This window comes from Streptomyces sp. CNT372 (genome assembly GCF_000377145.1).
The window spans coordinates 174,387-201,003 of the sequence record NZ_KB897776.1 but is presented as its reverse complement, the minus strand read 5'-3'; the positions used below and the strand labels follow the sequence as shown (position 1 = coordinate 201,003).

General features: G+C 73.9%; 23 protein-coding genes. 10 read left to right on the top strand and 13 right to left on the bottom strand.

The window, feature by feature from the left end; genetic code table 11:
• Positions 1 to 157: 157 nt before the first annotated feature.
• Both C593_RS0100780 and C593_RS0100775 read right to left on the bottom strand, forming a co-directional pair.
• Positions 158 to 838, bottom strand: coding sequence for a response regulator transcription factor (locus C593_RS0100780; protein WP_026277229.1), 681 nt, complete (start codon positions 836 to 838; stop codon positions 158 to 160).
• The gene (locus C593_RS0100775; RefSeq protein WP_018845397.1) at positions 835 to 2,076 is read right to left on the bottom strand and encodes a histidine kinase; all 1,242 of its coding nucleotides are present in this window, start codon (positions 2,074 to 2,076) and stop codon (positions 835 to 837) included. Before C593_RS0100775 ends, C593_RS0100780 begins: the two co-directional genes overlap by 4 nt.
• Before the next feature lie 152 nt (positions 2,077 to 2,228).
• Between C593_RS0100775 and C593_RS0100770 the strand changes: the two genes are divergently transcribed.
• Positions 2,229 to 2,873: a hypothetical protein gene (locus tag C593_RS0100770; protein ID WP_018845396.1), complete on the top strand. Its 645-nt coding sequence runs from the start codon at positions 2,229 to 2,231 to the stop codon at positions 2,871 to 2,873.
• Positions 2,874 to 2,932: 59 nt separating this feature from the next.
• On the opposite strand, the gene C593_RS0100765 is transcribed toward C593_RS0100770, so the two are convergent.
• Positions 2,933 to 3,505 (bottom strand): cob(I)yrinic acid a,c-diamide adenosyltransferase, encoded by a 573-nt coding sequence (locus C593_RS0100765; RefSeq protein ID WP_018845395.1) that lies wholly within the window; start codon positions 3,503 to 3,505, stop codon positions 2,933 to 2,935.
• A gap of 220 nt (positions 3,506 to 3,725) precedes the next feature.
• On the opposite strand from C593_RS0100765, the gene C593_RS0100760 reads away from it, so the two are divergent.
• The 3 genes from C593_RS0100760 to C593_RS0100750 all read left to right on the top strand — a co-directional run bounded on the left by C593_RS0100760 (position 3,726) and on the right by C593_RS0100750 (position 7,868).
• The gene (locus tag C593_RS0100760) at positions 3,726 to 4,574 is read left to right on the top strand and encodes a 3-hydroxyacyl-CoA dehydrogenase family protein (protein ID WP_018845394.1); all 849 of its coding nucleotides are present in this window, start codon (positions 3,726 to 3,728) and stop codon (positions 4,572 to 4,574) included.
• A gap of 150 nt (positions 4,575 to 4,724) precedes the next feature.
• The gene (locus C593_RS0100755; RefSeq protein ID WP_018845393.1) at positions 4,725 to 5,048 is read left to right on the top strand and encodes an STAS domain-containing protein; all 324 of its coding nucleotides are present in this window, start codon (positions 4,725 to 4,727) and stop codon (positions 5,046 to 5,048) included.
• A 375-nt stretch (positions 5,049 to 5,423) separates the two neighbouring features.
• A complete protein-coding gene (locus C593_RS0100750) occupies positions 5,424 to 7,868 on the top strand; it encodes a hypothetical protein (protein ID WP_018845392.1) in 2,445 nt (814 codons plus the stop codon).
• A 181-nt stretch (positions 7,869 to 8,049) separates the two neighbouring features.
• On the opposite strand, the gene nucS is transcribed toward C593_RS0100750, so the two are convergent.
• The gene (nucS, locus tag C593_RS0100745) at positions 8,050 to 8,712 is read right to left on the bottom strand and encodes an endonuclease NucS (RefSeq protein WP_018845391.1); all 663 of its coding nucleotides are present in this window, start codon (positions 8,710 to 8,712) and stop codon (positions 8,050 to 8,052) included.
• Positions 8,713 to 8,955: 243 nt separating this feature from the next.
• On the opposite strand from nucS, the gene C593_RS0100740 reads away from it, so the two are divergent.
• On the top strand, positions 8,956 to 9,348 hold the full coding sequence (locus C593_RS0100740) for an SCO5389 family protein (protein WP_018845390.1): 393 nt from the start codon (positions 8,956 to 8,958) through the stop codon (positions 9,346 to 9,348).
• Positions 9,349 to 9,656: 308 nt separating this feature from the next.
• Here C593_RS0100740 and C593_RS0100735 read toward each other — a convergent pair whose 3' ends face one another.
• On the bottom strand, positions 9,657 to 10,688 hold the full coding sequence (locus tag C593_RS0100735; protein WP_018845389.1) for an LLM class flavin-dependent oxidoreductase: 1,032 nt from the start codon (positions 10,686 to 10,688) through the stop codon (positions 9,657 to 9,659).
• A gap of 223 nt (positions 10,689 to 10,911) precedes the next feature.
• Between C593_RS0100735 and C593_RS0100730 the strand changes: the two genes are divergently transcribed.
• Entirely contained in the window at positions 10,912 to 11,241 is a 330-nt protein-coding gene (locus C593_RS0100730; RefSeq protein WP_018845388.1) for a hypothetical protein, read from the top strand.
• Between the two features lie 18 nt (positions 11,242 to 11,259).
• Here the strand turns inward: C593_RS0100730 and C593_RS0100725 are convergent, their stop codons facing one another.
• From C593_RS0100725 to mce, 7 genes are all read right to left on the bottom strand, one after another.
• Positions 11,260 to 12,099 carry an ABC transporter permease gene (locus tag C593_RS0100725; protein WP_018845387.1) on the bottom strand — a complete coding sequence of 280 codons (840 nt, stop codon included), beginning with the start codon at positions 12,097 to 12,099 and terminating at the stop codon, positions 11,260 to 11,262.
• Positions 12,096 to 13,283, bottom strand: coding sequence for an ATP-binding cassette domain-containing protein (locus C593_RS0100720; protein ID WP_018845386.1), 1,188 nt, complete (start codon positions 13,281 to 13,283; stop codon positions 12,096 to 12,098). The genes C593_RS0100725 and C593_RS0100720 overlap by 4 nt, the downstream gene beginning before the upstream one ends.
• 187 nt (positions 13,284 to 13,470) lie before the next feature.
• Complete coding sequence (locus C593_RS0100715; protein WP_018845385.1) at positions 13,471 to 14,250, bottom strand: ABC transporter permease; 780 nt, start codon at positions 14,248 to 14,250, stop codon at positions 13,471 to 13,473.
• 3 nt (positions 14,251 to 14,253) lie between these two features.
• Positions 14,254 to 15,243 (bottom strand): ATP-binding cassette domain-containing protein, encoded by a 990-nt coding sequence (locus C593_RS0100710; RefSeq protein WP_018845384.1) that lies wholly within the window; start codon positions 15,241 to 15,243, stop codon positions 14,254 to 14,256.
• A 171-nt stretch (positions 15,244 to 15,414) separates the two neighbouring features.
• A complete protein-coding gene (locus C593_RS0100705; RefSeq protein WP_018845383.1) occupies positions 15,415 to 16,353 on the bottom strand; it encodes a cellulose-binding protein in 939 nt (312 codons plus the stop codon).
• 261 nt (positions 16,354 to 16,614) lie between these two features.
• Positions 16,615 to 20,580, bottom strand: a complete 3,966-nt coding sequence (scy, locus tag C593_RS0100700) for a polarized growth protein Scy (protein ID WP_018845382.1) — start codon at positions 20,578 to 20,580, stop codon at positions 16,615 to 16,617.
• A 169-nt stretch (positions 20,581 to 20,749) separates the two neighbouring features.
• Positions 20,750 to 21,178 (bottom strand): methylmalonyl-CoA epimerase, encoded by a 429-nt coding sequence (mce, locus tag C593_RS0100695; protein WP_018845381.1) that lies wholly within the window; start codon positions 21,176 to 21,178, stop codon positions 20,750 to 20,752.
• 143 nt (positions 21,179 to 21,321) lie between these two features.
• Between mce and C593_RS0100690 the strand changes: the two genes are divergently transcribed.
• Positions 21,322 to 22,524, top strand: a complete 1,203-nt coding sequence (locus C593_RS0100690; protein WP_078521073.1) for an acetyl-CoA C-acetyltransferase — start codon at positions 21,322 to 21,324, stop codon at positions 22,522 to 22,524.
• Between the two features lie 47 nt (positions 22,525 to 22,571).
• Entirely contained in the window at positions 22,572 to 23,525 is a 954-nt protein-coding gene (gene meaB / locus C593_RS0100685) for a methylmalonyl Co-A mutase-associated GTPase MeaB (RefSeq protein ID WP_018845379.1), read from the top strand.
• A 152-nt stretch (positions 23,526 to 23,677) separates the two neighbouring features.
• Here the strand turns inward: meaB and C593_RS32845 are convergent, their stop codons facing one another.
• On the bottom strand, positions 23,678 to 24,148 hold the full coding sequence (locus tag C593_RS32845) for a PepSY domain-containing protein (protein WP_018845378.1): 471 nt from the start codon (positions 24,146 to 24,148) through the stop codon (positions 23,678 to 23,680).
• Between the two features lie 193 nt (positions 24,149 to 24,341).
• Here C593_RS32845 and C593_RS0100675 point away from each other — a divergent pair, with 193 nt between their 5' ends.
• The gene (locus tag C593_RS0100675; protein ID WP_026277228.1) at positions 24,342 to 25,007 is read left to right on the top strand and encodes a response regulator transcription factor; all 666 of its coding nucleotides are present in this window, start codon (positions 24,342 to 24,344) and stop codon (positions 25,005 to 25,007) included.
• Positions 25,004 to 26,458 carry a sensor histidine kinase gene (locus tag C593_RS0100670; RefSeq protein ID WP_018845376.1) on the top strand — a complete coding sequence of 485 codons (1,455 nt, stop codon included), beginning with the start codon at positions 25,004 to 25,006 and terminating at the stop codon, positions 26,456 to 26,458. Before C593_RS0100675 ends, C593_RS0100670 begins: the two co-directional genes overlap by 4 nt.
• The last annotated feature ends 159 nt before the right edge of the window (positions 26,459 to 26,617 follow it).

Here is a 26,617-nt window from a genome sequence, read left to right as displayed (position 1 = left end):
AGTGCTCAAGGAAACTCCTCGAGTCGTGTGCGGACAGATCGGGGTTGGTCCACACCGCTGCGTGGCTCACCGCAGCGTGCTCGGTGAGAGTAGGAAGGTCTGGACCAATCGTCAATAGGTCCAGACCAAAGTCGGGGAGGTTCCGTGGGCGTCCGGATCAGATACCCAACTCCTGCGCCAGGACCGCCGCTTGGACCCGGCTGCGCAGCTCCAGCTTGCCGAGCAGACGGCTGACGTGCGTCTTCACCGTCCCCTCCGCCATCGACAGCCGCTCCGCGATCTCCGCGTTGGACAGGCCCTGCCCGATACAGGAGAGCACCTCGCGCTCCCGCCGGGTCAGCGGCTCCAGCACCGCCGGGTCCGCGCCGCCCGGCGCCCGGGGCGCGGCGCGGGGGGCCGCGAACTCGGCGATCAGGCGGCGGGTGACCGCGGGCGCGATCAGGCCCTCGCCGCGGGCCACCGTGCGCACCGCCTCGATCAGGTCCCGGGCCTCGGTGTTCTTCAGCAGGAAACCGGCCGCCCCCGCCCGCAGGGCCCCGAAGACGTACTCGTCGAGATCGAAGGTGGTCAGCACCAGGACGTCGGCAAGCCCCTCCGAGACCACCCGGGCGGTCGCCGAGACCCCGTCCAGTTTCGGCATCTGGACGTCCATCAGCACCAGGTCCGGGCGCAGCTCACGGGCGAGCCGCACCGCCTCCTCGCCGTCCGCCGCCTCGCCCACCACATCGAGGTCCGGGGCGCTGCGCAGGATCAGCACCAGCCCGGCCCGCACCGCGCTCTGGTCCTCCGCGACCAGCACCCGCACGCGCCGTGACGCGCTCCCGGCCGAATCCGTCATGTCGCCGTCGGCTCCTCGTCGTCCCCGCGTACGGGCAGGACCGCCCGCACGCTCCAGATCTTGCCGTCCTCGGCTTCCGCGGCCGCGCCGGCGTCCGCTCCGGGGGCGGGCACCGGGCCCGCCCCGAAGGTCCCGTCGAGCAGGGTGACCCGTTCCCGCATGCCCACCAGGCCGGCCCCGGAGCCCGGCGCGCGGGGGCCGTGGCTGTCCGCGACAGGGCTGGTCACGGTGACCGTGAGAGCGCGCTCCGTGCCCTGTACCCGCACCCGCACCGTGCCCGGACCCGCGTGCTTGACCGCGTTCGTCAGGGACTCCTGCACGATGCGGTACGCGGCCAGCTCCACGGGGGCGGGCAGCTTCCGGGACGGGTCGTGCGCGTCCTCCAGGACGAAGACCAGCCCGCTCGGCGCGCCGTTCACCCGGGCCTGCGCCACCAGGGCCTCCAGGCCCGCGAGGGTTGGCGCCGCGGCGGGCTCCGGGCCGGGGCCCTCACTGTCGCGCAGCAGCCCGATGAGCCGGCGCATCTCCGCCAGTCCCTCCACGCTGTTCTCCCGGATCACCCCGAGCGCCTGCCGGGTCGTCGCCTCGTCGTCCAGGGACAGGGCCGCGGTGGAGTGGATGGCGATGGCCGACAGGTGGTTGGCCACCATGTCGTGCAGCTCCCGGGCCATTCGCGCCCGCTCGGCCGCCACCGCCTGGGCGCGGTCCATCTCGGCGAGGAGCGCCGTCTGCTCCGCGCGCAGCCGGGCGGCGTCGGCGGCCTGGCGGTGGTTGCGGACGACCAGACCGCTGGCCGCGGGGAAGAAGGTCAGCAGCGCGGTCACCGCGCCGATCAGCACCGCCGCGGGGTGCCGGAGCCAGGCCAGGAAGCCGATGGTGGTCGCGATCGTGAACACCCCGGTGATCACGGGAAGCCGCCGGGCGGTGGCCGGGGGGCCGTACACCGCGGCCGCGTAGACCAGGTCCGCGAACATCACCACGGTCGCCAGATTGCCCCGGGTGAACTGGTCCGCGACCACGACGGCCGTCCCCAGCAGCAGGACCGTCCGCGGCAGGGTCCGGCGCAGCGCCTCCAGCACGGACATCGCCGCCAGTGGCAGCAGGGTGAGCCACGCGGGGTGCAGCACCCAGCCCCGGGGCCCCTGGGTGTAGAGGTTCAGGGACCACAGCAGCAGGCCGGAGAGCAGCCCGCCGGCACCGATCAGGACGTCGTCGCGGTGGGGGCGGGGGAAGGTCACGTCCCCATCAAACACAACGCGGGCCGCCCGGGGCGTCCTCGTCGCGGCCGAGGCGCCACTACATCGAAGGATGCACTCCGGGTTCGTCTTCCGCGACGACGAAAGCGCCGGGCCGGGGCGGGAGGCTGGACGGGCAGGAAGGGAGAGCTGCCGTGATCGTCACGCTGATCGTCATCTGCGAGGTCGCCTTCTGGGCGCTGCTGGCCGCGGGCCTCGCCGTCCGGTACCTGCTCCGGATGCCGCGTACGGGCGCCGCGATCCTGCTGTGCGAGCCGCTGCTGGAGATCCTGCTGCTGGTCGTCACGGCGATCGACCTGAAGAACGGCGCCGACCCGGGCTGGAAGCACGGCCTGGCCGCCGTCTACATCGGCTACACGGCCGGCCACGGCCACCGCACGGTGAAGTGGCTCGACGGCCACGCCGCCCACCGCTTCGACGGCGTCCCGCTGCGGCGCCCGCCCCGGTACGGGATGGCCCGGGCCCGGCACGAGGGGAAGGTCTGGCTCGGCTCGGTGATCGGTGCGGCCGTGGCGACGGGGCTGCTGCTCGCGGCGATGTGGTACGTCGACGACCCGTCGCGCACCGGCTCGCTGCAGAGCTGGATCGGCTTCGCCTGGCGGGCGGTCGGCATCCACGGCCTGATCGCCCTCTCGTACACCGTCTTCCCGAAGAAGGACCCGGCGGGCGGTTCGGGGGACGGCCCGGCGGGCGGTTCGAGGGGCGGGGCGCGGGGCGGGCGGGAGCGCGAGCCGGTCGGCGTCGAGCGTCGGGGACCGGGGACCGGCGCGGGAGCCTGACGAGGGGGAGCGGCGACACGGGGCCGGGCCCGCGTCGGCCCCGCGCCCCGCCCGGGTCCTCAGCGCTCGCCGCCCGGCACCCAGAGCACGTCGCCGACCTCCTTGTTCGCGGTCCGCGCCAGGATGAACAGCAGGTCGGAGAGGCGGTTCAGATAGGTCGCGGTCAGCGCGTTCATCGTCTCCCCGTGCGCCTCCAGCGCCGCCCAGGTGGAGCGCTCCGCCCGGCGGACCACCGTGCACGCCTGGTGGAGCAGGGCCGCGCCCGGGGTGCCGCCCGGGAGGATGAAGCTGCGCAGCTTCTCCAGCTCCGCGAGGAAGCGGTCGCAGTCGGCCTCCAGCTTGTCCACATAGGACTGCTCCACCCGCAGCGGCGGGTACTTCGGGTCCGGGACCACCGGCGTGGAGAGGTCGGCGCCGACGTCGAACAGGTCGTTCTGCACCCGGACGAGGACCTTCACGACCTCCTCGTCCAGCTGCCCCAGGGCGATCGCCGTGCCGATCACCGCGTTCGCCTCGTTGGCGTCCGCGTACGCGGCGATGCGCAGATCGGTCTTGGCGGTGCGGCTCATGTCGCCGAGGGCGGTGGTGCCCTGGTCGCCGGTACGGGTGTAGATGCGCGTCAGATTGACCATGGGCCCAGCCTAGTTACGCGGCGTCCCGCCGGGCGGCGCGTGTGCCCGCCGTCACGGTGGAGGCCCCCGCGAAGGCCCCGGAACGAAAGGTTCCGGGGCCGCCGGTGTGATGTCCGCCATGTGGGACGTGACGCGCGTCTCTTGGCGGTCACAGCGGCCCTCACGGACGCTAACCTCCGGCAGAGAGCCGACATGTAAACAGGTGTTAAGGGGTGCCGCAGTGGCCAGGAAGCTCGCCGTCATCGGGGCCGGACTCATGGGGTCCGGTATCGCACAGGTCTCGGCCCAGGCCGGCTGGGACGTGGTGCTGCGCGATGTCACCGACGAGGCCCTGACTCGTGGGCTGGACGGCATCAAGGGCTCGTACGACCGCTTCGTCGCCAAGGGCAAGCTCGAAGGCGCCGACGCCGAGGCCGCGTTGGGCCGCATCACCACCACGACGGACCTGGACGCGGTCGCGGACGCGGACATCGTGGTGGAGGCGGTGTTCGAGAAGCTGGAGGTCAAGCACGAGATCTTCCGCAGCCTCGACAAGGTGGTGCGCGAGGACACCGTGCTCGCCTCGAACACCTCCGCCATCCCGATCACCAAGATCGCGGCCGTGACGGAACGCCCGGAGCGGGTCGTGGGCACCCACTTCTTCTCGCCGGTCCCGATGATGCAGCTCTGCGAGCTGGTGCGCGGCTACAAGACGAGCGACGAAACCCTCGCCACCGCGCGGGAGTTCGCCGAGTCCGTGGGCAAGACCTGCATCGTGGTCAACCGCGACGTGGCCGGCTTCGTGACCACCCGGCTGATCTCGGCCCTCGTCGTCGAGGCCGCGAAGCTGTACGAATCGGGCGTCGCCACCGCCGAGGACATCGACATCGCCTGCAAGCTGGGCTTCGGCCACGCGATGGGGCCGCTGGCGACGGCCGACCTCACGGGCGTGGACATCCTGCTGCATGCCACGAGCAACATCTACACCGAGTCGCAGGACGAGAAGTTCGCCCCGCCGGAGCTGATGCGCCGGATGGTGGACGCCGGTGACATCGGCCGCAAGAGCGGGCAGGGCTTCTACAAGCACTGACCGTATCGACCGATTCGGTGTCGCCCCTGCGGGTGAATTCGGTATCGGTTCGCTTACGAACAGCAACTGTGCCGCACGTGCGGCAGTCAGTTGTTGCGAGTACGGAGAAGTGACGGTTACGGGGCATCCAAGAGTTCTCGGGGAGCGCATATGCACATCAGGGGCGACCACGCCGAGCTGGTCGTCGGGGGCCGCCTCGACGTCCGCAGCGCGGCGGACGCCCGTACGGTCCTGCACTCGGCCGTCGACGACGGAGCCGGCGACCTGGTGCTCGACCTGACGCATCTGGACTCCTGGGACGCGACGGGGCTCGGCGTCATCATGGGCGCCCACCGACGCGCCGGCCGGTGCGGCCGCCGCCTGGTGCTGCGCGGGGTCCCGCCGCAGATGCAGCGCCTCCTGGTCGCGACCCGGCTCCACCGCATCCTCGCGATCGAGGGCGGCCTCGCGGCGGAATCGCTTCCGCGGGTCTGACCGGGCCCGCCCGCGGCCCGCGGCCGGGCCTTCGCCGCCCGGGGCGCGACCGGTGCCGGCGCCGGGACGGCTGCGCCCCTCGGGCGCGCAGCCGTCCCGGTGGTGAGACGGGCGTGCGGGTGCGAAGGGTGCGAGGCGTGCAAACGCCCAAGACCATGACGTCCCCGGCGGGGAGGGGACCCGGCGGTTCCGCTCCTGGCGCGCAGCGTCTAGGGTTCGATCGCCCACCCTTTCGAACGACCCACCGGGCGGGCACCGGACCGAAGCGGCGGCGAGCGTGCGGAAAGGCCGGGAGGGCATCCGCACATGGCTCCGGCCCCAGGGCGACGCACCTGGCGGAGCGAGGCCGGGCAACCGCATCTGGGGGCTTTCAGCATGGACAACGACAGCTTCGCCGACGGTGCCGGACCGGCTCGGCCGCCACGCGACGCCGTCATGCCGGCCGGGCAGTCCGCGCCCGCGCCCGTCCGCACCGCCAAGGTGGTCACCGGCGACCTCCTCCTCACGGTCAACCCCGTCGACGGCAGCGAGATCGAGCCCTGCCCGCCCGGGCAGCAGCCGCCCCGCCCCGCCCGGCGCACCGCCGCCGACCGCGCCGACCGGACCCGCGCCGCGCAGCCCCCCGTCCCGCCGGGCCCCGCAGCCCCGCCGCTGCCGCTCCTCGACCGGGAGGAGGAGCGCGAGCGCCTGGTCCGCCTGCTCGGCCAGGGCCGCTCCGTGCGGCTGACCGGCCCCGCCGGCTCCGGCCGCTCGGTGCTGCTGGACGCCGTCGCCGAGGAGTGCGCGGGCCTCGCCCCCGACGGCGTCGTCCGCCTCAACGGCCTGCACCGCACCCCCGCGGAGCTTCTCCACGAGCTGTACGCCGCCGTCTACGCCTCACCCGAGCAGCGCCCCGACCGCAACGCCCTCGCCGGCTTCGTCCGCGACATCGGCGCGGTCGTGGTCCTCGACGACCTCGAGTTCGGCGGCGCCGCCCTCGACGAGTTCCTGGACGCCGCGCCCGAGTGCGCCTTCCTCCTCGCCGCCACCCCCGAGATCGCCGCGCCCTCCCCGGACTCGCCCCTGGAGGAGGTCTTCCTCGGCGGACTCGGCCGCGCCACGGCGCTGGACCTGCTCCACAAGGGCGTCGGCCGGGCGCTCACCGAGGAGGAGACCAACTGGGCCGGGGACCTCTGGTTCGAGTCCGAGGGCCTGCCCCTGCGCTTCGTCCAGGCCGCCGCGCTGCTGCGGCAGTGCGACGAATTGCGCGGCGACCCGGAGGCCTTCGAGGAGTTCGCGCCCTTCGACGCCGCCCGGGGCCGTGACGTCCCCCTGCCGACGCTGGGGGAGGGGGCCGCCCCCGCCCCGCTGCTAGCCTCCCGGCTGAGCGAGTCGGCGCGGGGCACCCTGCGGTTCGCCGTCGCCCTCGGCGGCGAGGTCCCGCACCAGGCGCACCTGCCCGCGCTGATAGGCGACACCCACGCCGACGCCGCCCTCGGCGAGCTGATGAGCTGCGGCCTCCTCTCGCCCGCCGGCCCCCGCTACCGTCTCGCCGCCGGCGTCCTGGCCCAGCTCCGTGAGAAGGGCTACGACGAGGGCGCCGACGCCTGCGTCCACACGGCCGCCCAGCACTACGCCTGGTGGTCCGCCCACCCGTCGGTCACGCCCGAGCGCGCCGTCGCCGAGGCGGACGCGCTGCTCGCCTCGCTGACCTCGCTGGTGCCGGGCACGGAGCCCGGACACCCCAGTACCGCCGTCCTGCTCGCCCGCGGCGCCGCCCCCGCCTTCGCGGCCGGTCTGCACTGGGGCGCGTGGGAGCGGGCCCTGCGGGTCGGCTCCGAGGCCGCGCGCATCGTCGGGGAGGTCGCCGAAGAGGCTTACTTCCACCACGAGTTGGGCATTCTCGCGCTCTGCACCGGCAACCTCGACCGGGCCCGGGCCGAGCTGGAGGCGTCCATCGGCATGCGCGGCGCGCTCGCCGACAAGAGCGGGACGGTGTCGGGGCGGCGTGCCCTGGCCCTCGTGGAGGATCGTTCCGCCGGTCCCACGCCCAGGCCCGAGACCCTGACGCCCGCGCTCCCGCGCACCGAGGACCCGCTCTCCCCGCCCCGGGGTGTCCCGGCCGCCCTGCCGCTGTCGCTCTCGGCGGCCGCGGTGACGGCCCGGCTGCCCCGGTCCGGCGCGGAGCCCGAGCCCTCGCCGGAGGCCGCCAGGGAGTCGCCGGCGGCGAAGGAGCCGACGGCCGCCGTGCGGCGCCCCGCCGTCCTCGGCGGGGCCCGGCGCAACCTGGTCGCCGCGGGCGCGGGCGTGGTGCTCGCCGCCGTCCTCGGCACGGTGGTCACTCTCGGCGCGACCTCCGGGCAGGAGGACGTACCGACCGACAACGTCCGGAACGGGCAGCAGACCGAGGACGACTCCTTCGAGGAGGACTGGGACGATCCCCAGGTCCCGGCCGCCGGTGTGGAGTCCGGCACGCCCGCCGGGAAGAAGCCCTCCGGCACGCCGTCCGCCCCCGGGCCCTCGGGCACGTCCGCCACCGCCCCCGCGTCCCCGGTCACGTCCACCGGCCCGCGGCCGTCCACGAGCTCGTCCCGGCCCGGTAGCCCCTCGGACTCCACCCGGCCGCCCAGGCCCACGCCGACGAAGTCGTCCCCGAAGCCGACGAAGAGCCCGACGCCCTCGTCGTCGTCCTCGTCCTCCCAGAGCCCGGACCCGACCCCCTCCGGGTCCGAGTCCCCGCCCGAGGAGTCGCCCGGCACCGAGACCTCGGCCGGCGGTCCGGCCGGCCCGGAGAGCGGACCGGCGTCCGGCACGGAGAGCGCGTCCACGCCCGTCCTGTGACGCCGGCCGGTCCGGCGGCGCGAGGCGCCGGGCCGAACACGGGGCTCCGCGGCACACCGTGCGCTCGGGAGCGGTGTCCCGCCCGCCGCTCCGGGAGCCGGGAGACCGGAGCGGACCGTCCCCGTCCGCGGGCCGGGACGGAACGGCGGTGTCGGAACAGGCCGGGACGGAACAGGCCGCGTCAGAACAGGCGGAGCTTGTCGTCCTCGATGCCGCGCAGCGCGTCGTAGTCCAGGACCAGGCACCCGATCCCCCGGTCCGTCGCGAGGACGCGCGCCTGGGGCTTGATCTCCTGGGCCGCGAAGACGCCCTTCACCGGCGCCAGCAGCGGATCACGGTTGAGCAGGTCCAGATAGCGGGTGAGCTGCTCCACGCCGTCGATCTCGCCACGCCGCTTGATCTCGACGGCCACGGTCGCGCCGTCCGCGTCACGGCACAGGATGTCCACGGGGCCGATGGCGGTGGGGTATTCGCGCCGGATCAGGCTGAAGCCCTCGCCCAGTGTCTCGATCCTGTCGGCCAGGAGCTCCTGGAGGTGCGCTTCCACGCCGTCCTTGATGAGGCCGGGGTCCACGCCGAGTTCGTGCGAGGAGTCGTGGAGGATCTCCTCCATCGTGATGATCAGTTTCTCGCCCGCTTTGTTCACCACGGTCCAGACGCTGTCGTCGCCCTCCTTCAAGGTGCAGGGAGGTGACATCCAGTTCAAGGGTTTGTACGCCCTGTCGTCGGCATGGATGGAGACACTCCCGTCGGCCTTGACCAGGATCAATCGGGGTGCGGACGGCAGATGGGCGGTGAGCCTGCCCGCGTAGTCCACGGAGCAGCGGGCGATGACGAGACGCATGGTCGGCAACGCTACTCGACGGGCGCCACCGTGCGCGATTCGCCCCGGAAGCCCCCTTCTTATTTGGCCGGTTGTGCTCCCAATCTCCTGGTGCCCTCAAGACAGCGCACTTACGGTGGAAGCAGGAGGTTGCCGTGCGTGCACTCAGCGTCGTCCTGCGCGTTGCCGACGCCGTCGTTACGCCCGGTTCCTCCTTCCCTGCCCGTAAGGCCCCGTTGGCCCGGGGCCGCGAGAGGAGAACCCATGTCGCTCGACGTCTCACCGGCTCTGTTGGAACAGGCCGAGCGAGGCGAGGTCGACGAAGCTGCCTTCGTCGACTGCGTCCGGACCTCCCTGCCCTTCGCATGGGAGATGATCAGTTCTCTGGTGGCTCAGCTGAAGGTGGACGGCGGCGACTTCGCCGACAACCAGACGCCTCCGCCGGACGAGCAGGCACGTGGTCAGCTTCTGCGCGCGCTCGCGAGTGATGCGATTCGCGGAGCGCTCCAGCGGCATTTCGGTGTGCGTCTGGCTTTCCAGAACTGCCACCGCGTCGCGGTGTTCCCTCTGGACCCTGCGGTGGACGAGCGGCTCGCCCGCTTCACCTCCATCAGGGGCCAGCTTCTGAACCAGTCTCCTGAACTGCGCGACTGCTGAGATCTACCCGCTGCCGCCCCGGGTCATGCGAGACGCTCCGAGCCACGCGAGCCGCGCACGCCTCAGGACACGCTGCCCCCGGGCACAGGGGCGGTGGCACCCCGCACCGCTGAAAGGACGACCCCGGCCGGATCGACGGGACCGGTCGGGGAAGGACGCGAGGAACGGAGCACGGGTACCGCCCCCGCACGACCTGCGCGCCCCGCACGGCCCGTACGCCCGCACGACGCGCCCTGCCCGCCGGACGTGGTGCCCGCCCGCCCGGCGGTGCGCCGGGCTCCGGCGGGCCCGCGGCCGTGGGGCGGCCCTCACGCCAGCAGCGGCAGCAGCTCGGCTCCCGCCCGCCGGATGTTCTCCTCCGTCGCCGCGAGATCGCCCGAGCCCTCGGCCAGCAGCGCGAACCGGGTGATGCCGGTCCGCTCCGCGGTCGCCGCCAGCCGGTCGGCGGCCACCCGCGGCGGGCCCACAGGGTGCAGGGAGCAGAGGAGTTCGGTGTACGCCACGGGATCGCGCATCGCGCGCTGCCGCCCGTCGACGGTGACATGGGCGTCCAGTCCCTGCCGCAGCCAGCCGGGCATCGCCTTCACCAGCGTCTCCCGGGCCTCGGGCGCCCCGTCGGCGATCTGGAGGACCCCGGCCGACACGTGGGCCGCCGCCGCGACCTCCGCGGGCGGACGCCCCGCGTCGAGGGCGTGGCGCCGCCACAGGGCGGCCATGCCCGCCTTGTCCTCGTCCCCGCAGTGCATCCCGAGCAGCATGGGCAGGCCGCGCTCTGCGGCGAGTTTCACACTCCTCGGGGACGTGCAGGCGACGACCACCTCCGGTCCGCCCGGCTCTCCGCCGATCAACTCGTCCGGCCGCGGGACCACTTCCACCTCGCGGAAGGCGTACCGCTCGCCGGCCGCGCCCACCCGGGGCTCGCGCAGCCACCGCAGCAGCAGGTCCAGTGACTCGGGGAACTCCCGCTCGTACGCGGCCAGTCCGCCGCCGAAGACCTCCAGATCGACCCAGGGGCCGCCCCGGCCGACCCCGAGGGTGAACCGCCCCCCGGAGGTGAGGTGCAGCAGGGCGGCCTGCTCGCCGAGCGCCACCGGATGCGTGCTCGGCAGCACACTGACCGCCGTGCCGACCCGGATCCGGCGGGTCCGCCCGAGCAGCATCGCCGCCAGGGTCACGGCCGACGGGCACACCCCGTACGGTACGAAGTGGTGCTCCGCCAGCCACACCGAATCGAGGCCCGCCTCCTCGGCGACCTCGGCGGACCGCACCGCGCGGTGCAGTGCCTCCCCCTGTCCCTGGCCCGGGAACTGGGCCCCCAGTACGAACGTGCCCACACGCATCGCCTTCTGCCTCCTTGCGGCCGACGCGGCTCTCCCCCTACCGGCAACAACGCCTGACAAGTGCCAAGGGCACGGCCGGAACGGAAATTGTTGCGATTGTCCGGTAACCGGGCGCCTCGGGTCCGCTTCCGGCACGGGGCCCACCGGCCCCGGGACGCCGGGTGCCCCTGCCCGGGCCCCTTACGCTTGAAGGACCTGTCAGGCCAGCACCGTGAGGTGAGACGTGTCCCCGCGCCGCAACCGCCCCCGAGGCGGCGACAACCCGACCGGCCGCGCACCCGAGCCGGCCGACCGGTACGGCGGGTTCGGGCGCCGCGAGACCTGGCAGGACGAGGACTGGTCGGTGCGCCATGTGGCCGGGGCGAGCGCCGCGGGCAAGACGTACCGCTGCCCGGGCTGCGACCAGGAGATCGCCTCCGGCGTCCCGCACGTCGTGGCCTGGCCCGAGCACGGCGGTGTGGACGACCGCCGCCACTGGCACAAGGCGTGCTGGAACGCGAAGGACCGCCGCACCACGAAGGTGCAGCGGTCCCGCAACGCGCCGCGCTACTGACCGGCCGGGCCGGCCCGGTCAGACGTCCCGGCTGTTGATGACGGTCAGGGCGCCGCCGAGCGACACCGCCGCCAGGCCGAACATGATCCAGACCGGGGTCCAGCCGACCGCCCCGGAGGAGCCGCCGGACGCGGCCTCGCCGTAGATGCCGATGAGCTGGCTGGGGATCGCGTACTCGAACAGGAACTCCTGGACGTCCGCGAGGGTCTCGCTGAACATGAACAGCGCGGCGACCAGCGGCATCAGGATCACGCCGATCATGGTCGTGATCGCGCCCGCCGAGTGACGGAGCATGCCGCCCACACCCAGCGACACCAGGCCCAGCGCCGCGACGAACAGGCCCACGCCCACGGTGGCGCGCAGCCACTCGTCGCCGGTCGGCTCGGCCGCCTCGACCATCCCGTACTGGATACCGGCGACGATCGCGGCCACCACGGTGGTGATCACGAAGACGAGCAGGAAGAAGACGATCGCCTTCGCCGCGAGCACCCGGGCCCGGCTCGGGCAGGCCGTCAGGGTCGTGCGGATCATCCCGGTGCCGTACTCGGAGGCGATGGTCAGCACGCCCAGGGTCACCACGCAGATGGAGCCGGGCAGAACGCCGAAGAACCCCATCCCGAGGACGGACGCCTCGCCCAACTCGGCGGAGTCGCCGGCCGCCGCGACGAGCGCCGCGACGCCCAGTCCGATGCCGAACATCAGCAGGATCATCACGCCCAGCGTCCACACCGTGGAGCGAACCGAGCGGATCTTGGTCCACTCGGAGGCCAGGGCGTCGCCGAGGTGGGCGTCGCGGACCGGGATCGGGGAGGTGTACGCGCCCAGCGGGGCACCCGGCTGCTGGTAGGGGGTGGTCATCGGGAGTCCTCGGGCTTGGTCAGGTCGGTCAGGTCGGTCGGGGCGTCGGAGGGGGCGGGCGCTGCGGCCGGGGGAGCGGCCGGCGGGGCAGCGGGCGGCTGCTGGGGCGCCGCGGCGGGCGCGCCGGGGGCGACGGCCGCGTACGGGTTCTCGCCGGGCGCGGGCGGCGGCGGGGCGTACCAGCCCTGCTGCGGCACCTCGGGGACCTGCGGCTGCGGCGGCATATGGCCCGCCGGCAGCGGCTGCATCAGACCCGCCTTCTGGTCCTCCGTCGAGCGGTAGTCCACGGCGCCCTGCGTCAGCCGCATGTACGCCTCCTCCAGGGACGCCTGGTGCGGCGACAGCTCCCAGAGGCGGACGCCCGCCTCGTGCGCCAGATCGCTGATGCGCGGCAGCGCCAGCCCGGTGACGCGCAGGGCGCCGTCCTGCTCGGGCATGACCTGGCCGCCCGCCTCGGAGAGGGCCGCGGACAGCTTCTCCCGCTGCTGCGGCTCGGTCTCCGGGGTGCGCACCCGGGCGAAGCCCGCCGAGTTGTGGGCGATGAAGTCCCGCACGCTCATGTCGGCCATCAGCTGCCCGCGGCCGATCACGATCAGATGGTCGGCGGTCAGCGCCATCTCGCTCATCAGGTGCGAGGAGACGAAGACGGTCCGGCCCTCAGCGGCGAGCTGCTTCATCAGGTTGCGGACCCAGAGGATGCCCTCGGGGTCGAGACCGTTGACCGGCTCGTCGAAGAGGAGCACCTGCGGGTCGCCGAGGAGGGCCGCGGCGATGCCCAGGCGCTGCCCCATACCCAGCGAGAAGCCCCCGGAGCGCCGCTTGGCCACGTCCTGGAGACCGACGACGCCGAGCACCTCGTCGACCCGGCGGGCCGGGATGCCGGAGAGCTGCGCGAGGGACAGCAGGTGGTTGCGGGCGTTGCGCCCGCCGTGGACGGCCTTCGCGTCCAGCAGGGCGCCGACCTGGCGCGGGGCGTTGGGAAGCTGCCGGTAGGGCAGACCGCCGATGGTCACCTGGCCGTCCGTGGGCCGGTCGAGCCCCAGGATCATCCGCATCGTGGTCGACTTGCCGGCGCCGTTGGGTCCGAGGAACCCGGTGACGGCGCCGGGCCGCACCTGGAAGGAAAGGTTGTACACGGCCGTCTTGGCGCCGTAGCGCTTCGTCAGGCCGACTGCCTCGATCATTCTCCAGCCCCATCGACTGTCGGGTCGTCGGGGCCCTGGCCGTGCTGGGCCGTACGCGCCCCCCGTATGAGTGAGGAGGATATCCGGGTACCGCCGGTTCAGGCCAAAGCTTTGGGCAGGGGTGGGCGGGGCGTCGACCTCGGGCCGGCCGTCGCGGTCGGCGTCGAGGACGGTGTCCGCCTCGCGGTCAGGCGTCCCGCTTCCGCATCACCAGGTAGCCGCCGATCAGCGCGGCGGCCACCCAGATCAGCATGATGCCCAGACCGCCCCACGGGCCGTACGGGGTGTCGTCGCTGTCCAGGGCGTTGGGGACGACCTGCATGATCTTCGATCCCGCCTGGTCCGGGAAGAACCGGGCGACGTCCTTCGCGCCGGGCACCGCGATCAGGATCTGCGAGACCAGGAAGAAGAACGGCATCAGGATGCCGAGCGACAGCATCGAACTGCGCAGCATCGCCGCGACGCCCATCGAGAAGATGGCGATCAGCCCCATGTACAGGCCGCCGCCGACGACCGCCCGCAGCACGTTGTCGGCGCCGATCGTGGTGCCGTACTCGCCGAGCAGGGCCTGTCCGACGAAGAAGGTCAGAAAGCTGGTGACCATGCCGACCACCAGCGCCAGCACCCCCGCGACGGTGATCTTGCTGAAGAGGAAGGTCGCCCGCTGCGGGACGGCGGCGAGGGAGGTGCGGATCATGCCGGAGCTGTACTCGGTGCCGACGACGAGGACGCCGAAGACCACCATCGCCAACTGGCCGAGGATCGTCCCCGAGAAGCTGATGAACGTCGGGTCGAAGGTGAGCCGCTCCGCCTCCGACAGATCGTCGAAGGTCGCGTTCATCACCGCGGACAGGGCCGCGCTCATGGCGACCGTCACGGCGAAGGCGCTGATCAGCGTCCAGGTCGTCGACGAGACCGTGCGGATCTTCGTCCACTCGGACGTCAGGACGGCGGGTACCGATGCCATGGGTCAGGCTCCCTCGTTGCGCGGGGCCCACTGAGGGGCGCCGGGGCCGGCGGCCGGGGGCGCGGCGGCGGGGTCGTTGCGGTGCTCGTCGGCGTGCGCGTGGTACTCCACGGCACCTGCGGTCATCTGCATGAACGCCTCTTCGAGCGAGGCGCGCTGCGCGCTCAGCTCGTGCAGCACGAGCCCGTGCCGGGCGGCCAGCTCGCCCAGGTCCTCCGCCGTCGCGCCGTCCACCTCCAGGGTCCCGCCGTCCGCCTCCACGGCGGTCAGCCCGGCGCCGTGCAGGGCGTCGAGCAGCTGCTCGCGCTGGGGCGAGCGCAGCCGCACGTAGCTGCGGGAGTTCTCGTGGATGAAGTCGGCCATCGAGGTGTCGGCGAGCAGTCTGCCCTGGCCGATCACGATCAAGTGGTCCGCGGTGAGGGCCATTTCGCTCATCAGATGGGAGGAGACGAAGATCGTCCGCCCCTGGCCGGCGAGGGTCTTCATCAGATTGCGGATCCAGTGGATGCCCTCCGGGTCCAGCCCGTTGACCGGCTCGTCGAACATCAGGATCTCGGGGTCCCCGAGGAGGGCGGAGGCGATGCCGAGGCGCTGGCCCATGCCGAGGGAGAAGCCCTTGGACTTCTTCCGCGCCACCGCCGACAGCCCCACCACGTCCAGCACCTCGTCGACCCGGCGGGCCGGGATGCGGTTCGCCTGGGCGAGGCAGAGGAGGTTGTTGTACGCGGTCCGCCCGCCGTGCATCGCCTTCGCGTCCAGCAGGGCGCCGATGTGCTTCAGGGGTTCCTGGAGCTCCCGGTAGTGCTTGCCGTCGATACGCACGGTGCCGCGGGTCGGGTTGTCCAGATCCAGCATCATCCGCATGGTCGTCGACTTGCCGGCGCCGTTCGGTCCGAGGAAGCCGGTCACCACCCCCGGGCGCACCGTGAAGGAGAGACGGTCGACGGCGACCTTCCTGCCGAAGTGCTTGGTGAGTCCCTCGAGCTCGATCATGCGTTCACGCTAGAGGGCCGCCCGGGCACGCGCCACCGGGTTGTGCCGACGGACAGGGAACGATCCCGGGGCGGCCGCGAGTCCCACCGGCACGGCGCGGATGCCCGCAACGCACCGGTGCCCGGCACCCCCTGAGGGGCCGCCGGGCACCGGTGCGGACGGTCTGTGCGGTCAGCGGGACTGCTGCGCCGGGACGCCGCGGGAGATCGGCTCGTCCTCGGCCGGGGTGCCAGCCGCGGCGACGGCGGCACCGGTCAGCGTGGCCAGCATCTCGCGGACGTTGGTGAGCTGGGCGTTGATCGAGTCGCGGCGGTTCGTCAGCGCGGCGAGCTCGCGCTCCGATTCGCTGCGGATGCGGTCGGCCTTGGCGTTCGCGTCCGCGACGATGTCCTCGGCCTGGCGCTGCGCCGTCTCGACCGTCTGGCGGGCGCGGCGCTCGGCGTCGGTGCGCAGCTTCTCGGCCTCCAGGCGCAGCTGCTCGGCGCGGTGCTCGATCTCCGCGAGGCGCTTCTCGGCCTTGGCCTGACGCGAGGCAAGGTCCCGCTCGGACTGCTCACGCCGCTTGGCCAGGTTGGTCTCGAAGTCGGCGGCGGCCTGGGCTGCCTTGGCGCGGGTCTCCTCGAAGAGGGCGTCCGCCTCCTCGCGCTTGGACTGCGCGTCCTTCTGCGCCTCGGTGCGCAGGGTCTGGGCGTCGCCCTTGGCCTTCTCGACGATACGGACGCCCTCGTCCTCCGCCTTCGCCTTGCGGTCCGCGGCGAACGACTCGGCGTCGTTGCGGACCTGCTGGGCGGCGGACTCGGCCAGCTCGCGGTGCTGCTCGGCCGCGCGACGGGCCTCCTCGCGCAGGTCCTTGGCCTCCTCCTCGGCGAGGCGGAGGATCTTCTCGACCCGCGCGCCGAGGCCGGCGTACGACGGCTCCGCGTCGTTGACCTGGGCCTGGGCGTTCTGCGTTTCGAGGTGGAGCTCCTCGATGCGCTTCTCCAGGGAGGTGATCCGGGAGAGCGCGCTGTCACGGTCGGCGACGAGCTTGGTGATGCGGTCGTCGACCTGACCGCGGTCGTAACCACGCCGCACGAGCTCGAAGCCGAAGGGGGAGGAAGTGTCGCTCATGGGGTTCCTGTCGAATGGGACCGGTGAGGTGTTGGGGGCTGTCCGGCGGGTCCTGGTCGGAAGGACCGCGACGCACCGTGCCAGGCGCCGTGGACCCGACCAAGGCCCGCCGGACAGCCCCAAGAAGGAATCCTAGGGGCCGAACCGGCGTGTCATCGAGCGGATGCCGGTTTGGTCTGGAGAATGTCCAGCCTTTTGAGTGGCCGGCGGTCGCAAGCCTTGCCACTCGAACGGGTCGCGCCCGTGCGGACGGGCCGTCGTCTAGCCGTCCGAGGACTTGCCACCCGAACGAGTTCCTCCGGCCGAGGCCCCCGCCTTGACCGCGCCCGAGCCGCCGCCGCTCTTGCCGCCGCCCGGCGCCTCGAAGGACTCCAGCGCCTCCAGCACGTCCTGGACCCGCGAGATCTCCGCCTGGATGTCCTCGCGCCTGCGCACCAGCACCTCCAGCTCCCGCTTGCCCTCGGCGATCATGCGCTCGGCCTCCTCCTCGGCCTCCGCCTTCACCCGCTCCGCCTCGCGGACCAGTTCGGCCTTCTTGGTGCCGGCCTCCTTCAGCAGGCCCTCGGCCTTCTTCACGGCGGCGATCCTGACCTTGCTCGCCTCCGAAGTGGCCTCCGAGACCAGTTCCTTGGCCTTCGCCTGAGCCTCGGCCCGCTGCTCCTCGGCCGCCTTGACCAGATGGTCCACCCGCTCCCCGGCGGACTTCATCTGCTCCGCGGTCTCCCGGCGCGCCCGCTCGTGCAGCTCCTCGATCTCGGACTCCACCCGGGCCCGGTGCTCCTCGCCCCGCTCCCGTATGGCCGCCGCGTCCCGGCGCGCCCCGACCAGCAGCTCGTCGGCGTCCGTACGGGCCTTCTCCACCAGCGAGTTGCCCTCCACGGTGGCCTCGGCGACCAGCCGCTCGGCCTCCTTGCGGGCCGCGCCGACCATGGTGTCCGCCTGCTCCTCGGCCTCGGTCGCGGCGCGCAGCGCCTCCTCCCGGGCCTTGGCCACGAGCTGGTCCGCCTGCTCGGCCGCGTCCGCCCGGCGCTTCGCCGCCGCCTCGCGGGCCTCGTCCAGCGCCCGGTCGGCCTCCGCGCGCGCCTCGGCGCGGATCCGCTCCGCCTCCTGCTCGGAGTCGGTCCGGATCTGCTGCGCCTCGGCCCGGATGCGCTCCGCCGCCTGCTGGGCGGAGCCCACCGTCTCGGCGGCCTCCGCCCGCAGCCGCTCCGCCTCGCCGCTCGCCTCCGTGAGGAGCCGGTCGGCCTGGGCGGCCGCGTCCGCCCGCCGCTTGTCGGCCGCCTGGCGGGCCTCGTCGAGCACCTGCTCCCGCTCGGCCCGCACGGCCGCGCGCAGCTCCTCGACCTCGGCCTCGCCGTCGACCTTGAGCTGCTCGGCCTCGGTGAGCAGCCGGGTCGCCTCCGCGTCCGCCAGCGACCGCAGCTCGGCCGCCTCGGCCCGCAGCCGCTCGCTCTCCTGCGTCGCCTCGCCGACCAGCAGGTCCGCCTGCGCGGCGGCCTCCGAACGGATCCGGTTGGCGTCGTCACGGGCCTCGGCACGGGTGCGCGAGGCGTCCTGCTCGGCGGAGGCCAGGGCGTCGGACGCCTCGGTGCGCATCCGCTGCGCGTACTCCGCGCTGTCGGAACGCAGCCGCTCCGCCTCCGTGAACGCCTCGGCCGTGGTCCGCTCCGCGAGCGCCTTCGCCGCCTCGGTCTCCTCCTGCGCCCGCTCCCGCAGCCGCGCCGCGTCCTCCGCGGCCCGCTCCCGCTCCGCGTACGCGTCGGCGCGGACCCGGTCCGCCTCCTCCTGCGCCTCGGTGCGGGTGCGCTCCGCCGCGTGCTCGGCCGCGCTGCGCAGCCCGGCGATCTCCTCCTCGGCCTGCTCCTGGAGGCCGTTGACCGAATCCCGCACCTGCTGCGCGGTCTGCTCGGCGGCCGTGACCATCTCGGTGGCGCGCCGGTCCGCCTCCTCGACCAGACGCTGCGCCTCGGCCTGCGCCTCCTCGACCCGCTTGCGGGCCGAGGCCAGCAGCTCCTCGCTCTGCTCGCGGGCGCGCTCGCGCTCCTCACCCGCCTCGGCCCGGGCCGACTCCAGGGTCTCCTCGGCCGCCCGGCGGCGCCGCGCGGCCTCCTCCTGGGCGGCGGCCAGCGCCTCGGACGCCTCCGCGCCGACCCGCTCGGCGGCCGCGGCGGCCTCCGCCCGGACCCGGTCCGCGGTGTCCTGCGCCTCCGCCTTCAGCCGCTCCGCCTCGGCGGCCGCCTCGCTGTGCAGCCGCACCGCGAGGGCCTCCGCCTCCGCACGGGCGGCGGACGCGTCGCCCGCCGCCTCGGTGCGCAGCCGGTCGGCCTCCTGCTCCGCCTGCTCGGTCAGCGCCCGCAGCCGCTCCGCCGCCTCGGCGCGCAGCCGCTCGGTCTCCTCCGCGGCCTCCCGGCGGATCCGCTCGCTCTCGCCGCGGGCCTTGGCCAGGCTCTCCTCGGCGCCGGCGAGCCGGGTCTCGGCCTCGGTGTGCAGCCGGGACAGCTCCTCCGCGGCCTCGGCCTGCCGGGCGGCCGCCTGCCGCTCGGCCTCGGCGCGCAGCTCGGCCGCGGCGGCCTCGGCGGCGGCGTTGACCGACTCGGCCTGCTCCTCCGCCTCGGTGCGCAGCCGCTCCGCCTCCGCGCGGGTGCGCTCCAGGGTCTCCTCGGCCTGCTTGCGCAGGGTCGTGGCCCGCTCGATGGCCTCGGTGCGGACCTTCTCGCTGTCCCCGGCGGCCTTCGCGCGCAGCTCGTCCGCGTCCGTGCGGGCCTTGGTCAGCAGCTCCTCGGCGGTCTTCGCCGCCTCCTCGATCTGCTGGACCGCCTCGCGCCGCGCCTCGCCCCGGATGCGCTCGCCCTCGGCGACCGCCTCGGCCCGCAGCTGCTCGGCCTCGCCGCGCAGCCGGCGCGCCTCCTCCTGGAGCTCGACCGTCTTGGCCCGGTACTCCTTGGTGTCGTCCTTCGCCGCGCCCTTGAGCTCGTCCGCCTGCTCGGCGGCCTCCCCGCGCAGCCGGTCCGCCTCCGCCTCCGCCTCGCGCCGGATGCGCTCGGCCTCCTCGGCGGCGGCCCGGGTGGTCGCCTTGGCGTCGTCCGCGGCCTTGGTCAGCACCTCCTCGGCGCTGCGGGCGGCCTTGGCGAGCTGGGCGGCGGAGTCCTCGGCCGCCGCGGCGCGCGCCTTCTCGGTCGCGGCCTCGACCAGCTTCTCCGCCTCGGCGCGGGCGTCGGCGAGCGCCTGCTCGGCGTCCGCCTTCAGGGTCTCGGACTCCTTGGTGGCCTCCGCGACCAGCCGCGCGATCTCGGCCTTGGCCGTACGGGTGCGCTGCTCGTTGACGGACTCGGCCGACGAGAGCTGCCTGGCCGCCGACTCCTTCGCCTCCGCGACCAGCTTCTCGGCCTCGGCGCGCGCCTCGCGGAGCTTCTCCTCCGCCTCCTGCATCCGCGCCTCGGCGGTGCGGCTCAGCTCGGCCGCCTGCTGGCGGGCCTGGTCGGACTCTGCCGTCGTCGAGGAGCGCAGCCGCTCCGCGTGCGAGGTCGCCTCCTGCGCCTGGCTGGAGGCCGCGTTCAGCAGCCGCTCGGCGTCCCGGCGGGCGCGCACCAGGATGGCCTCGGCCTCGGCGCGGGCGGTCTCCGCCTCGCCGCCGAGCCGCCTGCGGGTCTCCTCCGCGATCCGGGCGGCCTCCGCCCGGGCCGCCGACAGGGCCTGTTCGGCCTCGGCGCGGGACTGCTCCACCAGCCGCTGGGCCTGCGCCTCGGTCCGGGCGCGCAGCTGCTCGGCCCAGGCGACGTTCTCGTTGACGTGCGACTCGACGGTCTGCCGGCGCTCGGCCAGCTCCTGGTCCAGGCGCTGGCGGCGCTGCACCGCCTCGGCGTGCAGTTCGGCCTGGAGCCGGGCCTGGTGCTCGGCGTGCTCCTGGAGGATGCGCTGGGTCTGGGCGCGGGCCTCGCGCAGTTCCCGCTCGGCGTCCGAGCGGAGCTGGTCCGCCTGGATCTGGGCGTTCCGCAGCAACTGCTCGGCCTGGTAGCCGAGGTCGCCGTTGTCGTAGGCGGGACGGGAGGCGAGGTTGCGGCGCGCCTCGTGCAGCTTGGCGCGCAGCACCTCGACCTGGTAGCCGAGGTCGTCGGCATGCTGGACGGCCTTCTCCCGCTCGGTCTTCAGCCGGTCCATCTCGGCTTCGAACCGCGAGAGGTGGTCTTCGTCAGCTCGGTGGCTCTCCTGGCGTTCGTAGCCCCGCACTACGCGGTCCCATCCGTCCCCTGGTCGCAACTGTCTCCGTACGAGCACCGCTCAACCCGCGAACGGCCCCCCGGGGGAATGGTGACAGATCGACGACGGGGACGCGGCACGGCCCCGAACCCGGCCCCGGCCCGGAACGGCCCACTCTACCGGGCCGGGAAAGGGTCGGTCAGTGCTCCGTTGCCGAGGTGACCAGTTCGGTCAGCACGCCGTGGCAGTCCTTGGGGTGCAGGAAGGTGATGCGCGAGCCCATCGATCCGATGCGCGGCTCGTCGTACAGCACGCGTACGCCCTTGCCCCGGATCGCCTCCGCGTCGCCGTCCACGTCCGCCGTGCCGAAGGCGATGTGGTGGACGCCCTCGCCGTTCTTGGCCAGCCATTTGCCGACCGCGGAGTCCTCGCGGGTGGGCTCCAGGAGCTGGAGGTAGGAGGCCCCGCCGTCGGAGGTCCCGTTGATCTTGAGCATGGCCTCCCGCACGCCCTGCTCCTCGTTGACCTCGGAGTGGAACACCTCGAAGCCGTACGTGGCCCGGTAGAACTCGACGGTTTTGTCGAGGTCGAAACAGGCGATCCCGATGTGGTCGATTCGCGTCAGCATTCCCTCAGTGCAGCGCTCCCGGCGCGGTTACGCAACGTGCGCGCGATCACACCGGCTCGCCGGTGACCGGGGGCAGTACCGCTCAGTACATTGAAGTAAACCCTCGTTCACTCCTCAGCCCCGGCTGAAAGGGGATCGCGCACATGTCTGGAACGACCGGTACCACCTCCGTGATCGTGGCGGGCGCCCGCACACCCATGGGCCGGCTGCTCGGCTCCCTCAAGTCCTTCTCCGGCGCGGACCTCGGCGGCTTCGCCATCAAGGCCGCCCTCGACCGCGCGGGCATCGGCGGCGACCAGGTCCAGTACGTGATCATGGGCCAGGTCCTCCAGGCCGGCGCGGGCCAGATCCCGGCCCGCCAGGCGGCCGTCAAGGCGGGCATCCCGATGAGCGTCCCGGCGCTGACGATCAACAAGGTCTGCCTCTCCGGCCTCGACGCCATCGCCCTCGCCGACCAGCTCATCCGCGCGGGCGAGTTCGACGTGGTCGTCGCCGGCGGCCAGGAGTCCATGACCAACGCGCCGCACCTGCTGCCGAAGTCCCGCGAGGGCTACAAGTACGGTGCGATCGAGATGCTGGACGCCATGGCCCACGACGGCCTCACCGACTCCTTCGAGAACATCGCCATGGGCGAGTCCACGGAGAAGCACAACACCCGCCTCGGCATCCCGCGCGACGTGCAGGACGAGATCGCCGCCCTCTCCCACCAGCGGGCCGCCGCCGCGCAGAAGAACGGCCTCTTCGAGGCGGAGATCACCCCCGTCGAGATCCCGCAGCGCAAGGGCGACCCGATCCTCTTCGCCAAGGACGAGGGCATCCGCGCGGAGACCACCGCCGAGTCCCTCGGCAAGCTGCGCCCCGCCTTCGCCAAGGACGGCACCATCACCGCCGGCACGTCCTCGCAGATCTCCGACGGCGCGGCCGCGGTGGTCGTGATGAGCAAGGCCAGGGCCGAGGAACTGGGCCTGGACTGGATCGCCGAGATCGGCGCCCACGGCAACGTGGCCGGCCCGGACAACTCCCTCCAGTCGCAGCCCGCGAACGCGATCGCGCACGCCCTGAAGAAGGAGGGCCTCCAGGTCGCCGACCTCGACCTCATCGAGATCAACGAGGCCTTCGCCGCGGTCGCCCACCAGTCCATGAAGGACCTGGGCGTCACCGCGGAGAAGGTCAACGTCAACGGCGGCGCCATCGCGCTCGGCCACCCGATCGGCATGTCCGGCGCCCGGGTGGTCCTCCACCTGGCGCTGGAGCTGAAGCGGCGCGGCGGCGGCACGGGCGCCGCGGCCCTGTGCGGCGGTGGCGGCCAGGGCGACGCGCTGATCGTCCGCGTCCCGGCCAAGTAGTACCGACCAGCACGGCCGAGCCGAGGAGCAGGAGCACAGCAGTGACAGTGGACGTCCCCCAGCTCGTCGCCCAGGCCCGGGAGGGCAGGCCCCGGGCGGTGGCCCGGCTGATCTCACTCGTCGAGGGGGCGTCCCCGCAGCTGCGCGAGGTCATGGCCGCGCTCGCCCCGCTGACCGGCAACGCGTACGTGGTGGGGCTGACCGGTTCGCCCGGCGTCGGCAAGTCCACCTCCACCTCGGCACTGGTCAGCGCCTACCGGCGGGCCGGGAAGCGGGTCGGCGTCCTCGCCGTCGACCCGTCCTCGCCCTTCTCGGGCGGGGCGCTCCTCGGCGACCGCGTCCGGATGTCGGACCACGCCTCCGACCCGGGCGTCTACATCCGCTCCATGGCCACCCGGGGCCACCTGGGCGGCCTCGCCTGGGCCGCGCCGCAGGCCGTCCGCGTCCTCGACGCGGCCGGCTGCGACGTGGTCCTGGTGGAGACCGTGGGCGTGGGCCAGTCCGAGGTGGAGATCGCCTCCCAGGCGGACACCTCGGTGGTCCTCCTCGCCCCCGGGATGGGCGACGGCATCCAGGCCGCCAAGGCGGGCATCCTGGAGATCGGCGACGTGTACGTGGTCAACAAGGCCGACCGGGACGGCGCCGACGCCACCGCCCGCGAGCTCAACCACATGCTCGGCCTCGGCGAGGCCCGCGGCCCCGGCGACTGGCGCCCCCCGATCGTCAAGACGGTCGCCGCGCGCGGCGAGGGCGTGGACGAGGTCGTGGAGGCGCTGGAGAAGCACCGCGCCTGGATGGAGGAGGGGGGCGTCATCGGCGAGCGGCGCACCCGCCGCGCGGCGAAGGAGGTCGAGACGATCGCCGTCACCGCCCTGCGCGAACGCATCGGCGACCTGCGCGGTGACCGCCGCCTGGGCGCGCTGGCGGCCCGGATCACGGCGGGCGAACTCGATCCCTACCGGGCGGCGGACGAACTGGTCGCGGGGCTGACGGAGTCCTGACGGGCGGGCGGTCGCCGGTCCGCGGACGCGTTTGTGGACGCCGACGCGTAGGCGGCCCGCGGAGCCGTGCACGGGCTCCGCGGGCCGCTTCGTGCCCGTACCGGACGGGGGCCCGCGCGGGGGCCGGGACGCCCGCCGGGTGCGGGCCTCTGTCAGTCGTCGTCGCGGTCCTGCTGGGTGGTGGTGCGGGCGGAGGCGGCGTCGACGGTGACCTCGATCTCCTGGCCCTTGGCGTTCAGCAGGTCGACCTCCCAGTGGGCCGGGCCGCGGCGGTCGTCGTCGCGGTCGTCCTCGCGGTCGTCCTCGCGGTCGGCGTCGAAGTCGACGGAGCTGACGGTGGCGCCCGGGTGGGCCTTGAGGGCGGCCTCCACGGCGCCGCGGGCGTCGACCTTCGCGGATGTCAGCGCGGCGCGCTCGGCCCGGTCGTCCTGGTCGTCCCCTTCGTCGTCACGGTCGTCCCGGGTGTCGTCCCGGTCGCCGTCGGCCGGGGTCACCGCGCCCGGGGCGGTGCTCGCCGGTGCGCGGTCGTCCGGGTCGTCGGCGGTGACGGCCGCGGCCGTGTACGCGCCGCCGCCGACCAGCAGTGCCGCCGTGACCGTCGCGATCACCAGGTTGCGCTTCATCAGGGTTCCTCCCGTGTCGTGCACGTCTCGTGCCATGTCGTGCAGTCGTGCAGTCCGAGCGAGTCGGACCGTCCGTGCGTGTGCCGCCCGTTGTCCGGTGCCGGCTACGGGTCCCACCCTCCCGAAGGCATGCTGAAGCGGGCCTGAAGCAGTCTGAAGAGTTCTTCAGCCCCCGTTTGGGACCCTTGGGCGCATGAGGTTGCTGATCGTGGAGGACGAGAAGCGGCTCGCCCTCTCGCTCGCGGCGGGGCTGACCGCCGAGGGATACGCCGTGGACGTGGTCCACGACGGGCTGGAGGGCCTGCACCGCGCGGGCGAGGGCGTGTACGACCTGGTCGTGCTCGACATCATGCTCCCGGGCATGAACGGGTACCGGGTCTGCGCCGCGCTGCGCGCCGCCGGGCACGACGTGCCGATCCTGATGCTCACGGCGAAGGACGGCGAGTACGACGAGGCCGAGGGCCTGGACACCGGTGCCGACGACTACCTGACCAAGCCCTTCTCGTACGTCGTCCTGGTCGCCCGGGTGAAGGCGCTGCTGCGCCGCAGGGGCCGGGCCGGGGCCTCGCCCGTGGTCGGCGTCGGCGACATGCGCGTCGACACCGCCGCCCGGCGGGTGCACTGCGGGGACGCCGAAGTGACCCTGACGGCCAAGGAGTTCGCCGTCCTGGAGCAGCTCGCGCGCCGGGCCGGGGAGGTCGTCGCGAAGGCGGAGATCCTGGAGCACGTCTGGGACTTCGCGTACGAGGGGGACCCCAACATCGTCGAGGTGTACGTGAGCGCGCTGCGGCGCAAGCTCGGCGCGGGCCGCATCCAGACCGTGCGCGGGGCCGGGTACCGGCTGGTGGCGGCGCCGTGAGGTCCGTCCGCGCGCGGGCCGCGCTGGGGGCGACCCTGGTCGTCGCGGTGGCTCTGGTCGCCGCCGGTGCCGCGGTACTGCTGGCGCTGCGCACCAACCTGATCGACCAGACCGACCTGCGCGCCGAGGTGGTCGCCCGGGACGTGGCCTCGCAGCTCGCGGCGGATGTCCGCCCCGACCGGCTGGACCTGCCGGACGACGAGGAGCGCCCGGTGCAGGTCGTCGCCGAGGACGGCCGGGTGGTGGCCGTCACCGAGCGGCTGGAGGCGGTCTCGGGCACGTCGAGCGCCGAGGTCGCGGTCCGGCCCGCCCCCGCGCCCTCCCCGTCCGGCGACGACGATGACGACGATGACGACGATCCGGCGCGCGGCGAGGTGTCGACGGACGAGCCGCGCTTCACCTCCGGTTCGGCCACCGTGGACGGCGAGGAGGCCGACTACCGCTTCGCCTCCGTCGAGGTGACCTCGGGCCGGGAGCAGACGTACACGGTGTACGCGGGCGCGCCGCTGACCACCGAGCAGGACGCCGTGAACACGGTCCTCAAGGCCATGCTGATCGGGCTGCCGGTGCTGCTGGTGGTGGTCGCCGGGGTGACCTGGCTGGTCACCCGCCGGGCGCTGCGGCCCGTGGAGGGCATCCGGAGCGAGATGGCGGCGATCACGGCCTCGGAGGACCTGTCGCGCCGGGTCCCGGAGCCGGACTCCCGCGACGAGGTGGCCCGGCTGGCGCGCACCACGAACGAGACGCTGGCTGCCCTGGAGGCGTCGGTGGAGCGCCAGCGGCGGTTCGTCGCGGACGCCTCCCACGAGCTGCGCAGCCCGATCGCGTCCCTGCGCACCCAGCTGGAGGTGGGCGCGGCGCACCCCGGACTCCTGGACGTGCCGGGCGCGGTGGAGGACACCGTACGGCTCCAGCAGCTCGCCGCCGACCTGCTGCTGCTGGCCCGTCTCGACGCGGGGGAGCGGCCCGGGCGCGGCCGGGTGGACCTCGGGGAGCTGCTGCGGGAGGCGACGACGGGGCGGCCGGGCGACCGCGTGCCCGTCGCGGTGACGGTCTCCGCCGGCGCGGAGGTCGCCGGGTCGCGGTCCCAGCTGCGGCGGGTGGTGGGCAACCTCCTCGACAACGCGCAGCGCCACGCGGCCGCGTCGGTCACGGCCTCGGTGCGGGCGGAGCGCGGCTGGGTGGTGCTGGCCGTGGGCGACGACGGCGAGGGCGTGCCGGTGGAGGAACGGGAGCGCATCTTCGAGCGCTTCGTCCGCCTCGACGACGCCCGCAGCCGCGACGAGGGCGGCGCGGGCCTGGGCCTGGCCATCGCGCGGGACGTGGCCCGCCGCCACGGGGGCACCCTGACGGTGTCCCGCGCGCCGGAGGGCGGCGCGCTCTTCGAACTGCGCCTGCCGGTCGAGGCGGAGGCCTCGCGGGAGCCGGGGCCGGGGCCGTCAGTGGTGTGAGGGCCCCGGCCCCTGCGGCCGTGTCCCCGCGCGCGGTGCGGGGAGCGGTTCACCGCGAACGCGAGGGTGGCCGCGCACCCCGCTCCGTCCGCACCCCGTGCCGTCCGCGCGGCGATCGTGCCCGCGCCGATCGGGCCGTCCCCGCGGGCGCGGGGAGCG